Genomic DNA, 14,916 nt, shown 5'->3' with positions numbered 1-14,916 from the left:
GTGCGGGTGGTGCGGCCGTACGGGGGCGGGGGCGCTGCGGGCCGTACGGGGGTGCGGGCCGTACGGGGGTGCGGGCCGTACGGGGGAGCGGGCCGCGCGGCTCCCGGGAACGCCGAACGGCCGCATCCCCGGAGGGTGCGGCCGTTCGGAGGCGAGTGTGCGAGCGAGTGCGCGTCCGCGCGTTCGGTCAGCCGTTGGGGCGCTTGAGGCGGGCCACGAACTTGTACCGGTCGCCGCGGTAGACGGACCGCACCCACTCCACCGGCTCGCCCTGCGCGTCCAGCGAGTGGCGGGAGAGCATCAGCATCGGCAGGCCCACGTCCGTACCGAGCAGCCCGGCCTCGCGCGGAGTGGCGAGGGAGGTCTCGATGGTCTCCTCGGCCTCGGCGAGGTGCACGTCGTAGACCTCGGCGAGCGCGGTGTAGAGCGAGGTGTACTTCACGAGCGAGCGGCGCAGGGCCGGGAAGCGCTTCGCCGACAGGTGGGTGGTCTCGATCGCCATCGGCTCCCCGCTGGCGAGCCGCAGGCGCTCGATGCGGAGCACCCGGCCGCCGGCCGAGATGTCGAGCAGTCCGGCGAGGGTGTCGTCGGCGGTGACGTAGCCGATGTCGAGGAGCTGCGAGGTGGGCTCCAGGCCCTGGGCGCGCATGTCCTCGGTGTACGAGGTGAGTTGCAGTGCCTGGGAGACCTTGGGCTTGGCGACGAAGGTGCCCTTGCCCTGGATGCGCTCCAGGCGCCCCTCGACGACCAGCTCCTGGAGCGCCTGGCGCACGGTGGTGCGGGAGGTGTCGAACTCGGCGGCCAGCGTCCGCTCCGGCGGGACCGGCGTGCCGGGCGGCAGGGTCTCGGTCATGTCGAGCAAGTGCCGCTTCAGCCGGTAGTACTTGGGCACGCGCGCGGTACGGGTGGGCGTCCCGCTCTCTGTCTCCGTGCTGCCCGCGTCCGTGGCCATGGCCTGCCTTCCCGACTCCTGTGCTGTTGCCGTCACCGGCTCCTCCGTCTGTCGCGGCTCACATGGTGGCACGCCTCATGTGCCCCCACGGTTTCTCCTGCCGATATGTGCGGGTTCGGCGAGGAGGAGTCGTTCCCTGCTTCTTATACACCGTGATATCCCCCGTTGGTCTAGGCCATTCCGGTCGAGAGGTGAGAGGCTTCTTCCGGCGGAACGGGGGGCCTCCTCCGGTCCGCCGGGGCGCGTGCGGTGTCTTCGGGAGGGTGGCGACTGGCGTGAATCCAGCGGTCGTGGCCGGACGTAGACCAGGTGTCGGTCCGATAACGGACGCCCTTACCCTTCTTGCGCACCCTTGACACCCAAAAAGGTCTAGGCCAAGCTCCGAGTACTGGTCTAAACCATTAAAGACCAGGTCCCAGCCCCACGAGCATTACCCGACGTATGTCTTCGCGCGGTGGGCAGGGGGGTTGCAGGCATCCCTGAGGAGGGTGGCGTGAAGCGCAAGCTCATCGCGGCGATCGGCGTCGCGGGCATGATGGTCTCCATCGCTGCATGTGGTTCCGACAGCGACAAGGCCAAGGACGGCGACAAGGGCACGGCCGGGGGCGACAAGACCCTGACCGTCTGGGTCATGGACGGTTCCGCTCCGGACGCCTGGATGGCCGAGCTGAACAAGGCCTTCGAGGCCAAGCACCCGGGCGTCAAGGTCAAGGTCGAGAAGCAGATCTGGAACGGCATCCAGGAGAAGGTCACCACCGCCCTCTCCGAGGACACCCCGCCGGACGTCCTGGAGCTCGGCAACACCCAGACCGCGGGCTACGCCGTCACCGGCGGCCTCGCCGACCTGAGCGGCGACAAGGCCACGCTGGGCTACGACGCCTGGAACAAGGGCATGGTCGCCTCCAACGAGCTGGACGGCAAGCTCTACTCCGCCCCGTGGTACGCCGCCAACCGCGTCGTCGTCTACGACAAGGCCGCCTTCAAGAAGGCCGGCGTCACCCCGCCGAAGACCCGCGCCGAGTGGATCGACGGTCTGAAGAAGCTCAAGGCTTCCGACCCGAAGTCGCAGGCGATCTACCTGCCCGGTCAGTCCTGGTACGTCCTCGCCGGTCTCATCTGGGACGAGGGCAGCGACCTCGCGGTCAAGGACGGCGACAAGTGGAAGGGCAACCTCGCCTCTCCCGAGGCCGTCAACGCCGTCAACTTCTACAAGGAGCTGGCGTCCTTCTCCACCGCTCCGAAGGACAAGGACGAGGCGACCCCGCAGCAGTCCACCGACGTCGTTCCCAAGGGCGGCGTGTCGTCCTGGATCGGTCTCGGCTGGGAGGCCGGCGGCGCGATCGACGCCATGAAGAAGGCCGGCAAGACGGCCGACTTCGGTTACTTCCCGATCCCGGGCAAGACGGCCGACAAGCCGGGCTCCGTCTTCCTCGGCGGCTCGAACCTCGCCATCGCCGAGCGCTCCAAGAACAAGGACCTCGCGAAGGAGTGGCTGGCCCTCGCCGCCGGCAAGGAGTTCATGACGAAGTACGCCGCCGCCACCGAGGGCGCGCTGCTTCCCAACTCCGACGCCGCGCAGTTCAAGCCGGCCGCGGGCTCCTTCGCCGAGGCCATGGCCCTCTCGTCCGCCTCCGGCAAGGTCACCCCGGTCACCCCGGGCTGGGCCAACGTCGAGACCGCCCCGAACCCGATCAAGGACTTCATGACCAAGGTCCTGAAGGGCGAGGACGCCAAGAAGGCCGGCGAGGCCGCCGACAAGATCATCAACGAGCGCATCAACCAGCAGTGATCCATAGCCCGGTGGTGCGGCCGGCGGCACGCCGGCCGCACCACCGGTGCTTCTCAGTGGTGCAGTGATCAGCGGCCCGCTCCCCCGGGCCGTGCCCCGGTGGGCGCGGGAGCCCCAGAACCGCGAGGAATAAGACCATGACCGTGGACTCCCAGGGGACGGCGACCGCCGGTCCTCAGGACGCGCCCGGAAGGGCGGCAAGGAAGTCTCAGACTCCGCCCCCTCCTTCGGGCCCGAAGGAAGTCCCCCAGCCTCCACGCGGCAGACGCTCCCTGCCCGGCGGGCTGCTGCCGTACCTGCTCGTCGCGCCCGCCCTGCTGTCCATGGCGGTGCTGCTGCTCTACCCGCTGATCCGCAACGTGATGCTCTCCTTCCAGCAGCTCAACCGGAAGGAATTCATCACCCGCGAGACGGTCTGGATCGGCTTCGACAACTACACCGACCTCCTCGGCGACTCGCACTTCTGGTCCGTCGCCGTCCGAAGCGTCGTCTTCACGGGTGTCAACGTCGCCCTGATCATGGTGATCGGCACCGGCATAGGCCTGCTGCTCAACCGCCTCGGCAAGAAGATGCGCCTGGTCCTCTCGCTGGCCCTGATGTTCGCCTGGGCCATGCCGATCGTCGCCTCCGTCACCGTCTTCCGCTGGCTCTTCGACGAGCAGTTCGGCGTCGCGAACTGGGTGATGCGCACGCTGGGCTTCTCCGGCTACGAGCAGCACAACTGGCTGGAGACCGGCTTCTCCACCCTCGTCATCATCCTGCTCCTGCTCGTCTGGGGCTCGGTCCCCTTCGTCGCCCTCAACATGTACGCCGGCCTGACCACCGTCGGGACCGAGCTGTACGAGGCCGCCAAGATGGACGGCGCCAGCGGCTGGCGGACCTTCTGGGCCGTGGTCTTCCCGAACCTGAAGTCCTTCTTCATGATCACCACGTTCCTGGAGATCATCTGGATCTTCAAGGCGTTCGCCCAGGTCTACGCCATGAACGCCGGCGGCCCCGACCGCGGCTCCGAGACCCTCCCGGTCTACGCCTACATCGAGGGCGTCGGCCAGTTCCACTACGGTGTCGCCGCCGCCATCTCCATCCTGACGATCGTGATGCTCGTCGCGGTCATGTCCTTCTACTTCCGCCTGATCCTGAAGCAGGAGGAGGAGCTGTGAGCGCCACCACCCAGACTCCGCAGAAGCTGCGCACCAGGAAGCCGCTCACGGTCGGCGCGATCGCCAAGAACCTCAGCGCCCTCGTCATCGCCGTGGTGTTCGTCTTCCCCGTCTACTGGATGTTCTCGTCCTCGCTGAAGCCGCAGCACGAGATCATGACGAAGGACCCCGTCTTCGTCTTCACGCCGACGCTGGAGAACTACACGACGGCGACCGGCGTCGACCTGTTCTGGACGTACGTCCGCAACAGCCTCACGGTCACCGTCGGCGCCGTGCTGCTCGCCCTCCTCGTGGCCCTGGCCGCGAGCTTCGCGATCGCCCGCCTCAGGTTCAAGGGGCGCAAGGGCATCGTCCTCATCGTGATGATGGCGCAGATGGCCCCCTGGGAGGTCATGGTCATCGCGATGTACATGATCTCCCGCGAGAACGACCTGCTGAACAGCATTCCGATGCTCATGCTCATCTACTTCGTGATGGTCCTCCCCTTCACGATCTGGACCCTGCGCGGCTTCATCGCCGCCGTCCCGGTCGAGCTGGAGGAGGCCGCGCAGATCGACGGCTGCACCCGGGGCCAGGCGTTCCGCAAGGTGATCTTCCCGCTGCTCGCCCCCGGTCTGATGTCGACCTCGCTCTTCGGCTTCATCACCGCCTGGAACGAGTTCGCCATGATCCTCATGCTGAACAAGGACAAGGAGTCGTCGACCCTGACGCTCTGGCTGACCCAGTTCCAGACCGCGTTCGGCAGCGACTGGGGCGCCACCATGGCCGCCTCCACGCTCTTCGCCCTGCCCGTGCTCATCGTCTTCCTCTTCCTCCAGCGCAAGGCCGTCGGCGGAATGACCGCCGGCGCGGTGAAGGGATAACGGCTCCCATGACGACACTGCTCCACGCTCCGGACACCCTGACCCGTGACGCGCTCACGGTCCTCCAGCCCGGTTTCGTCGGCACCACCGCCCCCGACTGGCTGCTCCGCCGCATCGGCGAGGGCCTGTCGTCGGTCGGCCTCTTCGGCCGGAACATCGTCACCCCCGAGCAGCTCACCGCGCTCACCGCGCGGCTGAGGGCCGAGCGGGACGACGTCCTCGTCGCCATCGACGAGGAGGGCGGCGACGTCACCCGCCTGGAGGTCAAGCAGGGCTCGTCCTTCCCCGGCAACTACGCCCTCGGCAGCGTCGACGACGTCGAGCTCACCCGGGCCGTGGCCCGCGAGCTCGGCCGCCGGCTCGCGCAGTGCGGGGTGGACCTCAACTGGGCCCCCTCCGCGGACGTCAACTCCAACGCCGAGAACCCGGTCATCGGCGTCCGGTCCTTCGGCCCGGACCCGGACCTGGTCGCCCGGCACACCGTGGCGTACGTCGACGGCCTCCAGGGCGTCGGGGTCGCGGCCTGCACGAAGCACTTCCCCGGACACGGCGACACGAACGTCGACTCCCACGACGCGCTGCCCCGGATCGATGTGGACCTCGCCACACTGCACGCCCGTGAGCTGGTGCCTTTCCGCGCGGCCGTCGCCGCGGGTACCAAAGCGGTCATGAGCGCGCATATCCTTCTGTCCGCGCTCGACCCGCACCGCCCGGCCACCCTGAGCCCGCAGATCCTCACCGGTCTGCTGCGCCAGGAGCTGGGCTTCGAGGGGCTGATCGTCACCGACGGCATGGAGATGCAGGCCGTCTCGGCGACGTACGGCATCGAGCGCGGATCCGTCCTCGCCATCGCCGCGGGCGCCGACGCCATCTGCGTCGGCGGCGGGCTGTGCGACGAGGACACCGTACTGCGGCTGCGCGACGCGCTCGTCGACGCGGTACGGACCGGTGAACTGCCCGAGGAGCGGCTGGCCGACGCCGCGGCGCGCGTGCGCGCCCTGGCGTCCTGGACCCAGGCGCACCGGGTCAGGGGGGCTGGATCGGTGCCGGGCGCGGCAGTGCAGGAGGGGACCGCGCCCGGCGCCGACATCGGACTCGTCGCCGCCCGCCGGGCCCTGAAGGTGACCCGCGGGGAACGCCCGTACACGCCGATCACCGGCGCCCCCTACGTGGCCTCCTTCACCCCGGTCGCGAACTTCGCGGTCGGCGACGAGACCCCCTGGGGGATCGCCGCGGAGCTGGAGCGCCTGCTGCCCGGCACGGAGACCGGCTCGTACGACGAGTCCTCCGCGGACTCCGTCCTCGCCGCCGCGGGGGAGCGCCGCGTCGTGGCGGTCGTACGCGACCTCCACCGGCACCCGTGGATGATCCGGGCCCTCGACGGCCTGCTCGCGGCCCGCCCCGACACCGTCGTGGTCGAGATGGGCCTCAACGAGGCGGAGCCCCGCGGTGCCCTGCACATCGCCACGCACGGCGCTGCCCGGGTCTGCGGCCGCGCGGCCGCCGAGGCCGTCGTCGGGACCGGCGCCTGACGCCCGCCCGTACGCGCCCTGTGCGAAGGGGCCCGGCACCCGTCCTCGGGTGCCGGGCCCCTTCGCGCTGCCGCCGGGGGTGCGGGGCGGTTCAGATGCCCTGCCAGGCCGGCTTGGCGGCGAAGGTGTGGCGGAAGTAGTCCGCGAGCTTCAGCTTGGAGGCCGCGGCCTCGTCCACGACGACCGTGGCGTGCGGGTGCAGCTGGAGCGCGGAGGCCGGCACGAGCGCCGCCACCGGGCCCTCGACGGTCTGCGCCACGGCCTCGGCCTTGCCCTCGCCGGTGGCGAGCAGCACCAGGTGGCGGGCCTCCAGGATGGTGCCGATGCCCTGGGTGATGACGTGGTGCGGCACCTGCTCGATGTCGTCGTCGAAGAAGCGCGCGTTGTCCACCCGGGTCTGCTCGGTGAGCGTCTTGATCCGGGTCCGGGAGGCGAGCGAGGAGCACGGCTCGTTGAAGCCGATGTGCCCGTCGGTGCCGATGCCGAGGATCTGGAGGTCCACGCCGCCGGCCTCGCGCAGGGCCCGGTCGTAGTCCTCGCAGGCCGCCTGGACGTCCTCGGCGGAACCGTCGGGCCCCATGAAGGCCTCCGGGGAGAGCCCGAGCGGCTCGACGACCTGCCGGAGCACGGTGGAGCGGTACGACTCCGGGTGCCCGGCGGGGAGGCCGACGTACTCGTCCAGCTGCGCGATCCGGGCCCGCGAGGCGTCCACCGAGCCCGCCCCCACCCGGGCGGTCAGGGCGTCGTAGATGGGCAGCGGAGTCGAGCCGGTGGCCACGCCGAGCAGCGCGTCGGGCTTGCGGCGCAGGAGGTCGGCGATGCCGTCCGCGATGAGCTCGCCGCCCGCCTTGGCGTCCTTGACGATGACAACTTCCACGCTGTGCCTGCCGATCTGGTGAGGGGCTGGGAAGGGGTCCTGTGGTATAGACCAATCTAAGGGCAAATCTAGCAGAGGAGGGGCGTCCCCCTCATGCCGTTCCGCCCCCCGGACGGCCCCGCTCCCATCGTCTGCCGCACCCACCCCGCCAGCCACTCGGACCCCGGCCACGCGGCCCCGGCGGCTCAGGTCAGCGAACCCCCCGTGGCGTCGATCCAGGCCCCCGTCACCCACCGCGCGTCGTCCGAGGCCAGGAAGGCCACCACGTCGGCTATCTCGGCCGTGCTTCCGATCCCGCCCAGCGCCGAGTACCCCGCCGCCCGCGCACCGGCCTCCTCGTCACCCTCCAGCCACGCCGTGTTGTCCGTCGCCACGATCCCGGGCGCCACCGAGTTGACCGTGATCCCGCGGGGGCCCAGCAGCTTCGACAGGTCCCGGGTGAGGACGTCCAGCGCCCCCTTCGACATCGAGTAGGCGATCAGGTCCGGCATCAGCGCCGTCCTCGCCAGCCCCGTCGACACGTTGACGATCCGGCCCCCGTCCCGCAGCCGCTCCGCGCCGAGCCGCGCCAGGAAGAACGGGGCCTTCGTGTTCACCGCGAAGACCCGCTCGAACTCCTCTTCGGCGATCGTCGCGAAGGGGGCCGACGCGCCGATCCCCGCGTTGTTCACCAGGATGTCCAGCCCGTCCGCCCGCGCGTCGAAGGCCGCCCAGAGCGCCGCCGCGTCCCCCGGCACCCCCAGCTCCTGGCCGAGCGCGAACGCCTCGCCGCCGGCCGCTTCGATCGCCGCGACCGCCTCCTTCGCCGCCGCCCCGTTCGTCCCGTAGTGCACCGCGACCCGCGCCCCGTCGCGCCCCAGTCGCTCGGCGATCCCCCGCCCGATGCCCCGGCTCGCGCCCGTGACCAGTGCCGTCTTCCCCGTGAGCACGCCCATGGCGACGCCCCCCCCATATCTGTATCGGTCGTTATGAAAAGACCGTACCCCAGTTCCGTAGCGTCCGCTATAGAATTCACTCCATGGTGACGAGACAGCGCGGCCGCCCCCGCTCCTTCGACCGGCCCACGGCCCTGGAGCAGGCGACGATGGCCTTCTGGGAGCACGGCTACGAGACGACCTCCGTCTCCGACCTCACCCGCGCCATGGGCATCAGCGCGCCCAGCCTCTACGCGGCCTTCGGCGACAAGAGGACCCTCTTCGAGGAGGTCGTCGAGGCGTACGTGCTCTCGTACGGCGCCTACGGCGGCCGCGCCTTCGCGGAGGAGCCGACCGCCCGGGGCGCCGTCGGGCGCATGCTGCGCGAGGCCGCCGGGCTCTTCACCGAGTCCGGGCACCCCCGCGGCTGCCTGGTGATCTCCGCCGCGGCCAACTGCTCGACCGCCGAGGTCGAGGAGGCCCTGCGCGACCGCAGGAACGCCAACCTGGCCTTCTTCGAGGACCGGATCCGCCGGGGAGTGGAGTCCGGCGAGCTCCCGGCCGGCACGGACCCGCACGCCCTCGCCCGCTTCAGCGGCGCCGTCCTCCAGGGCATGTCCCAGCAGGCCCGCGACGGGGCGACGGCGGAGGAGCTCGCGGCCGTGGCCGAGGCGGCGATGCGCGCCTGGCCGGCGGAGGCGGGGGAGTAGGCCCGGGGGAGGCCGTCCGGGGGCCTCGGTGACGGCCCCGGAAACACCCGCGGGCCGCGGAAGCGTACGCGGGTCTCGGTGACGGGCCCTCCGGGGGCACCCGCGGGCCGAGGGGGCGTACGAGGGTCTCGGTGGCGGCCCCGGAAACACCCGCGGGCCGCGGCGCCCGGCGGGACCCTCAGCCCGCCCGGCACCGCAGCCCGGAGTCGCCCGGCCGGGGGTGTGCGGTCCCTCGGCCGTGTGGGAGGTCTCGACGCAGTCAGGGCAGAGAGCGTCGGGTACCTCGTTCCATCCTCCTGTGCGGGGAGGATGGAGGCTCTGTCGCGTTCATTGTGGACTAGACCATTCTTGTCTGTCCATCCACGGGAACGCGGTCCTTCCTGGCCCATACTCCAACACGCGGCCCCGGAGATCCAGGTTCACCGCCCCCGAATTCCGCGGGTACGCTCGCACCGTGCCCTCCATGAACGACCTCGTACGCCAGCACACCGCCCTGAGCGACTCCGACCTCGAGTGGCTCCACCTGCTGGTGTCGGAGTGGCAGCTGCTCTCCGACCTCTCCTTCGCCGACCTCGTCCTCTGGGTCCCGACCCTCGACGGCACGCGGTACGTCTCCGTCGCCCAGATGCGGCCGAACACCGGCCCCACCTCCTACCAGGACGACATGGTCGGCCACCTGGTCCCGCGCGGCCGCCGCCCGCTGCTCGACGCCGCCCTCGACGAGGGCCGGATCGTCCGCGAGGGCGACCCGGAGTGGCGCGAGGAGGTCCCGGTGCGGGTCGAGTCGATCCCCGTGCGGCGCGAGGGCCGGGTCCTCGGCGTCATCGCCCGCAACACCAACCTGCTGACCGTCCGCACCCCCTCCCGGCTCGAGCTCACCTATCTCCAGTCGGCCTCCGACCTCGCCCAGATGATCGCCGCCGGAACGTTTCCCTTCCCCGGCGAGCAGGTCGACATGGACTCCTCGCCCCGCGCCGGCGACGGTCTCGTCCGCCTGGACGCGGAGGGCATCGTCCAGTACGCCTCGCCCAACGCCCTCTCCGCCTACCACCGGCTCGGCCTCGCCGCCGACCTCGTCGGCCAGCACCTCGGCCAGATCACCGCCGAACTCGCGCCCTCCCGGGGCCCGGTGGACGAGGCCCTGGTCACCCTGGCCTCCGGCTACGCGCCGCGCGAGTTCGAGGTCGAGGGCAACGGCGGGGTGATCCAGCTGCGGGCGATCCCGCTCAAGCCCAAGGGCACCCGCATCGGTTCGCTCGTCCTGCTCCGGGACGTCACAGAACTGCGCCGCCGCGAGCGCGAGTTGATCACCAAGGACGCCACCATCCGGGAGATCCACCACCGGGTGAAGAACAACCTCCAGACGGTGGCCGCCCTGCTGCGCCTCCAGGCCCGCCGGATGGACTCCGACCGGGGCCGCGAAGCCCTCGACGAGGCCGTGCGGCGCGTCGGTTCGATCGCCATCGTCCATGAGACGCTGTCCCAGAACCTGGACGAGCGCGTGGAGTTCGACGAGATCGCCGACCGCGTCATCGCGATGGTCGCGGAGATCTCCCCGGGCAAGGTCACCTGCCGGCGCAGCGGCCGCTTCGGCATCCTCGACGCCGAGGTCGCCACCCCGCTCTCCATGGTCCTGACCGAGATCCTGCAGAACGCCCTCGAACACGCCTTCGCGCAGGGGGAGCAGGGCACGGTCGAGGTCTCCGCGGTCCGCGGCGAGACCCGGGCCGACGCCCGTCTCCTCATCACGGTCAAGGACGACGGCCGCGGCCTGCCCGAGGGCTTCGATCCGCAGCGGGCCGGAAACCTCGGCCTCCAGATCGTACGAACCCTGGTGGAGGGGGAGTTGGGCGGAACCTTCGACATGCTGCCGGGCGCGGAGCGCGGCACGAAGGTGGTCCTCGACATTCCCGTGCAGTCCCAGAAGTGACCTCCGGCGGGCGGTGAACCCGGCGCAGTTCCCCCGGCTTCCGCGGGAATCCCGCCGGGATCCCGCCGGGTTCGGCCGGATGCGGACGGAATCCCGCCCGGATTCCGCCGGGTGCACGGCAGCGAGCCCCGGACCGAAGGAAATCGGTCCGGGGCTCGAATGCTGTGGGTTACTACTGCGCGCTGCGACTCAAGGGCGGTGATTGCACACGCGATGTGTGCGCCGCTCGCCTGAGGCTGTAAGTGGGGCGTCAGGCGCTGGCGTTGCGCGCCCGGTTGCGAGCGGCACGGCGCTTCATCGCGCGGCGCTCGTCCTCGCTGAGGCCACCCCAGACGCCGGAGTCCTGGCCGGACTCGAGCGCCCACTGCAGGCACTGCTCCATGACGGGGCAGCGGCGGCAGACGGCCTTGGCTTCCTCGATCTGCAGCAGCGCAGGACCGGTGTTGCCGATGGGGAAGAACAGCTCGGGGTCTTCCTCACGACAAACGGCGTTGTGACGCCAGTCCATGGCTGCTACCTCTCTTGGTATTACGTGCAGGTTGCTTGTGAATGTGAACGCTTTCACGAATCCCCCCGCAAGGGAAGGGCCGACTGCCAGATCAACTGGTGTGGTCCTTGGACTGAGGAGGGGTTCTGGCTTTCAGTGGAGGCCGGTGTTGCGGGCCGTCCCGATCGCCAAGAAGAGACTCGCAAACCTCGGCAGCGGATACAACCCCTTCCGGAAAGTTTTTTTTGATTCCTCGGTGTCGGCTAGGTCACAGCCGTACTTCTTAGGGGTGGATGCGCGCCTAAACGTTCGAGTGAAAGGACTTTGGGCCCTTCCACTCACACAATCACACGCAGTGCACGGCGAACGCCTGTGAACGTCACGCTCGTACGCAGTCCCAGGTGGTCTCCGTCCATCTGGAGGGGGAGGGGGACCTTCGAATGCAAGGTGAAGTCGGTCAGATCGTGCAGGGAGACCGCGTGCTTGCCGCGAGGCCCGCGTTCCGGGGACGAAGTGAGCAACTGGGTGGCATACCGGGCGACCGCGGGGGTAGAGAGACGCCTCAGCCCGAGCACGTCCAGCGCTGTTTCGAAGGAGGCCTCGGGGGACGCGTACACCGGGCGATTGCCCAGGTAGGTCCAGGGAGAGGTGTTGCAGATTATGGAGAGGACCAGGTCCTCGACCGGCTCCGCGCCCGGTCGCTCCAGGGTGATCGTGCCGTGCCGGCGGTTCGTCTCCCCCAGGAACTGGCGCACCACCTGGCGGAGATAGAGGGCGTGCGTGGACCTCTTCCCGCGCTCCCGCTGCTGTTCGACCCGGCCGATGACGCTCGCGTCGAAACCGAGGCCGGCGCAGAAGGTGAACCAGCGGGACGGCACCGACTCGTCCTCCGTGCCCGGCGTCCCGGAGGCGAGACCGAGGCTCACCGTACGTGTTCGCTCCTCACGCAACGCGTCGAGCAGCGCGCCGGTCGCCTCCACCGCGTCGTTCGGCAGTCCGAGCGCGCGGGCGAAGACGTTGGTCGACCCGCCGGGGACGACCGCGAGGCCCGGGAGCCGGTCCGGATCGGGCCCGCCGTGCAGGAGTCCGTTGACCACCTCGTTGACCGTGCCGTCCCCGCCGAGGGCCACGACCAGGTCGACGTTTCCGCTGTCGGCGGCCTGTCGGCCCAGGTCACGGGCGTGTCCGCGGTACTCGGTGGTGACCGCCTCCAGCTTCATCTCGCTGGCCAGCGCGTGGATGAGTACGTCACGGGTGCGGGCACTGGTGGTGGTGGCTGCCGGGTTGACCACGAGAAGTGCGCGCATGGTCGCCAGGGTACCTACCCGGCGGTACCGGTCCCAGTCCCGGCCCGCTCGACGGCACCCGGCCCCGGCGGTCCCGGGGACGGCCCCGCTACCCTGCCTTCCATGAGCAGTGCGGAGCAGACCCCCCTCAGCGGTACGGAGCGGACCCCCGCCGACGGCACGGAGAAGGCCGCCGGCGGTACGGAGCGGACTCCCCGTCCCACCCGTCTCGCCGCGGCGGCGGCCGTGGCCGGAGTCGAGGCGCTCGGACTCTTCGCCGGGGGCGTGTACATGCTGGTGAAGGCCCTGACCGGGACGCCCGGCGACCTCACCGGCGCGGTGACGGGGGCCGTGACCCTCGTCGTCCTCGGCCTGATCCCGTTCGTCGCCGCCCGCGGTCTGTGGCTGCGCCGCTCCTGGAGCCGCGGCCCGGCCGTCATCACCCAGATCCTGGCCCTGCCGGTCGCCTGGCAGATGCTCCAGGCGAACAGCGCGATGATCCCGGCGGGCGCCGTCCTCGGCGTCCTGGCCGTCACCGGGCTCGTCCTCCTGGTGAACCCGGCCACGACCGAGGCGCTCGGCATCCGGCGCCCCGGCCAGGACGCCGTGTGAGCGGAGCGCTGTGAAGAGAGCCCTGTGAGCGGCGACCCGCGAGCAGAGCCTTGTGGGCAGCGCCCCGTGAACAGATAGCGGCGGGTCCTACTCCTCCACCAGGAGCTTCTCCCGCAGCTGGGCGAGCGTCCGGGCGAGCAGCCGGGAGACGTGCATCTGCGAGATGCCCACCTCCTGCGCGATCTGCGACTGGGTCATGTTCCCGAAGAAGCGAAGCAGCAGGATCCGCTTCTCCCGGGGCGGCAGGTCCTCCAGGAGCGGCTTGAGCGACTCGCGGTACTCGACCCCCTCCAGGGCCTCGTCCTCCGCGCCCAGCGTGTCCGCCACCGCCGGCGACTCGTCGTCGGTGTCCGGGACGTCCAGGGACAGCGTCGAGTAGGCGTTCGCCGACTCCAGGCCCTCCAGGACCTCCTCCTCGGAGATCCCCAGCCGCTCGGCCAGCTCGTGGACCGTCGGGGAGCGGCCGTGCTGCTGGGAGAGCTCCGCCGTGGCCGTGGTCAGCGAGAGCCGCAGCTCCTGGAGCCGGCGGGGCACCCGTACCGCCCAGCCCTTGTCCCGGAAGTGGCGCTTGATCTCGCCGACGACCGTGGGGGTCGCGTACGTGGAGAACTCGACCCCGCGCTCCGGGTCGAACCGGTCCACCGACTTGATCAGGCCGATCGTCGCCACCTGGGTCAGGTCGTCCAGCGGCTCGCCGCGGTTGCGGAAGCGCCGGGCCAGGTGCTCCACCAGCGGCAGGTGCATCCGCACCAGCCGGTTGCGCAGCTCCGCCTTCTGGGGGGAGCCCTCGGGCAGCTCGCGCAGCTCGACGAAGAGGGCACGGGCGCCGTTCCGGTCGTGCGGGGCGGGGACGGGGCGGGTCTCCGGCGCCTCGTCGGCCCCGTCGTCGTCCCGAACCCCGCCCTTGTCCCCGGCCCCGTCCTTGCCCTCGGCCCCGTCCTTGCCCCCGGACTCGGACTCGCCCTTGTCCTCGGACTCGGCCTCGGTCGCCGTCCCGGCGGCGCCGGTCTCCCCGGATCCGCCGGCGTCGGGCTCCGGTGCCCCCGGGGCCCCCACGGGGGCACCGGGGACGCCCGGTGCCCCGGCCCCCTCGTGCTGCTGCTCGTGCTCGCTCATCTGGTCCGCCCGCTCCGTAGCGACCTCATGCGGCCGCGCCTTCTGCCCGGGGATGCCGGCCGTCGCGTCCCCGCTCCTCACGCCGGGCCTGGCCCCGCGCCGCGCTGTTTGTACAGGCTGATCGAGACCGTGCGGTCGTCGGCCACCGACGACTCCACCTTCCCGGCCAGCGCCGACAGCACCGTCCAGGCGAAGGTGTCCCGTTCGGGAGCACGGCCGTCCGTCGTCGGGGCGGAGACCGTCACGTCCAGCGAGTCGTCGACCAGCCGGAAGACGCAGCTGAGGACGGATCCGGGCACGGCCTGCTGGAGCAGGATGGCGCAGGCCTCGTCGACCGCGATCCGCAAGTCCTCGATCTCGTCGAGGGTGAAGTCCAAGCGCGCCGCGAGGCCGGCCGTGGCCGTACGCAGCACGGACAGATAGGCACCCGCAGCGGGCAGCCGGACTTCCACGAAGTCCTGGGTCCCGGGCTCGCCTGCGATCTGGGACACCCTCACCTCCAAGGTGGCACAAACTCATTCGGGGCTCGGGGGGAGAGGCCCCCGAACCGGGCGGTACGCAGGGGGCTGCGCAGTCCGCCGTGACGCTATCGCGATCCGTCCCGCCGTGTCGCCGTACGGTCCCCGACCCCGTCACGGCCCGTCACCCATGGTAGGCCCATGGGTGCGGACGGTGGGCGAAGGCCTGT

The 14,916-nt window shown here is 70.8% G+C and carries 14 protein-coding genes; 7 read left to right on the top strand and 7 right to left on the bottom strand.

Going from position 1 to position 14,916, the window contains the following annotated elements; translation table 11 throughout:
* Positions 1 to 187 precede the first annotated feature (187 nt).
* Positions 188 to 952 (bottom strand): GntR family transcriptional regulator, encoded by a 765-nt coding sequence (locus tag ADL08_RS32695; protein WP_053649500.1) that lies wholly within the window; start codon positions 950 to 952, stop codon positions 188 to 190.
* Positions 953 to 1,445: 493 nt separating this feature from the next.
* Here ADL08_RS32695 and ADL08_RS32690 point away from each other — a divergent pair, with 493 nt between their 5' ends.
* From ADL08_RS32690 to ADL08_RS32675, 4 genes are all read left to right on the top strand, one after another.
* On the top strand, positions 1,446 to 2,741 hold the full coding sequence (locus ADL08_RS32690; RefSeq protein WP_053649498.1) for an extracellular solute-binding protein: 1,296 nt from the start codon (positions 1,446 to 1,448) through the stop codon (positions 2,739 to 2,741).
* 137 nt (positions 2,742 to 2,878) lie between these two features.
* Complete coding sequence (locus ADL08_RS32685) at positions 2,879 to 3,901, top strand: carbohydrate ABC transporter permease (protein ID WP_053649495.1); 1,023 nt, start codon at positions 2,879 to 2,881, stop codon at positions 3,899 to 3,901.
* Entirely contained in the window at positions 3,898 to 4,764 is an 867-nt protein-coding gene (locus tag ADL08_RS32680; protein ID WP_078968185.1) for a carbohydrate ABC transporter permease, read from the top strand. The genes ADL08_RS32685 and ADL08_RS32680 overlap by 4 nt, the downstream gene beginning before the upstream one ends.
* Before the next feature lie 8 nt (positions 4,765 to 4,772).
* Entirely contained in the window at positions 4,773 to 6,296 is a 1,524-nt protein-coding gene (locus ADL08_RS32675) for a glycoside hydrolase family 3 protein (RefSeq protein WP_053649493.1), read from the top strand.
* Between the two features lie 91 nt (positions 6,297 to 6,387).
* Here ADL08_RS32675 and nagB read toward each other — a convergent pair whose 3' ends face one another.
* Positions 6,388 to 7,173 carry a glucosamine-6-phosphate deaminase gene (nagB, locus tag ADL08_RS32670; protein WP_053649491.1) on the bottom strand — a complete coding sequence of 262 codons (786 nt, stop codon included), beginning with the start codon at positions 7,171 to 7,173 and terminating at the stop codon, positions 6,388 to 6,390.
* A gap of 185 nt (positions 7,174 to 7,358) precedes the next feature.
* Positions 7,359 to 8,108 (bottom strand): SDR family oxidoreductase, encoded by a 750-nt coding sequence (locus ADL08_RS32665; protein WP_053649489.1) that lies wholly within the window; start codon positions 8,106 to 8,108, stop codon positions 7,359 to 7,361.
* A gap of 83 nt (positions 8,109 to 8,191) precedes the next feature.
* On the opposite strand from ADL08_RS32665, the gene ADL08_RS32660 reads away from it, so the two are divergent.
* Together ADL08_RS32660 and ADL08_RS32655 are read left to right on the top strand one after the other, a co-directional pair.
* Positions 8,192 to 8,797, top strand: coding sequence for a TetR/AcrR family transcriptional regulator (locus ADL08_RS32660; protein ID WP_053649487.1), 606 nt, complete (start codon positions 8,192 to 8,194; stop codon positions 8,795 to 8,797).
* Positions 8,798 to 9,260: 463 nt separating this feature from the next.
* The gene (locus ADL08_RS32655; protein WP_053649486.1) at positions 9,261 to 10,727 is read left to right on the top strand and encodes a sensor histidine kinase; all 1,467 of its coding nucleotides are present in this window, start codon (positions 9,261 to 9,263) and stop codon (positions 10,725 to 10,727) included.
* Between the two features lie 250 nt (positions 10,728 to 10,977).
* Here the strand turns inward: ADL08_RS32655 and ADL08_RS32650 are convergent, their stop codons facing one another.
* Together ADL08_RS32650 and ADL08_RS32645 are read right to left on the bottom strand one after the other, a co-directional pair.
* On the bottom strand, positions 10,978 to 11,235 hold the full coding sequence (locus tag ADL08_RS32650; RefSeq protein ID WP_003953983.1) for a WhiB family transcriptional regulator: 258 nt from the start codon (positions 11,233 to 11,235) through the stop codon (positions 10,978 to 10,980).
* Positions 11,236 to 11,552: 317 nt separating this feature from the next.
* On the bottom strand, positions 11,553 to 12,521 hold the full coding sequence (locus ADL08_RS32645; RefSeq protein WP_053649484.1) for a diacylglycerol/lipid kinase family protein: 969 nt from the start codon (positions 12,519 to 12,521) through the stop codon (positions 11,553 to 11,555).
* 102 nt (positions 12,522 to 12,623) lie between these two features.
* Here ADL08_RS32645 and ADL08_RS32640 point away from each other — a divergent pair, with 102 nt between their 5' ends.
* A complete protein-coding gene (locus ADL08_RS32640; RefSeq protein WP_053649482.1) occupies positions 12,624 to 13,112 on the top strand; it encodes a hypothetical protein in 489 nt (162 codons plus the stop codon).
* A gap of 87 nt (positions 13,113 to 13,199) precedes the next feature.
* Here the strand turns inward: ADL08_RS32640 and ADL08_RS32635 are convergent, their stop codons facing one another.
* Both ADL08_RS32635 and ADL08_RS32630 read right to left on the bottom strand, forming a co-directional pair.
* A complete protein-coding gene (locus tag ADL08_RS32635) occupies positions 13,200 to 14,309 on the bottom strand; it encodes a SigB/SigF/SigG family RNA polymerase sigma factor (RefSeq protein WP_053649481.1) in 1,110 nt (369 codons plus the stop codon).
* Positions 14,306 to 14,719, bottom strand: a complete 414-nt coding sequence (locus tag ADL08_RS32630; protein ID WP_019889334.1) for an anti-sigma regulatory factor — start codon at positions 14,717 to 14,719, stop codon at positions 14,306 to 14,308. Before ADL08_RS32630 ends, ADL08_RS32635 begins: the two co-directional genes overlap by 4 nt.
* Positions 14,720 to 14,916 lie beyond the last annotated feature (197 nt).

The sequence above is a fragment of the Streptomyces sp. NRRL F-6492 genome, assembly GCF_001280125.1.
Taxonomy (GTDB): Bacteria; Actinomycetota; Actinomycetes; order Streptomycetales; family Streptomycetaceae; genus Streptomyces.
Note: the sequence above shows the minus strand (reverse complement) of the source record. Positions and strands in the feature narration are given on the sequence as shown.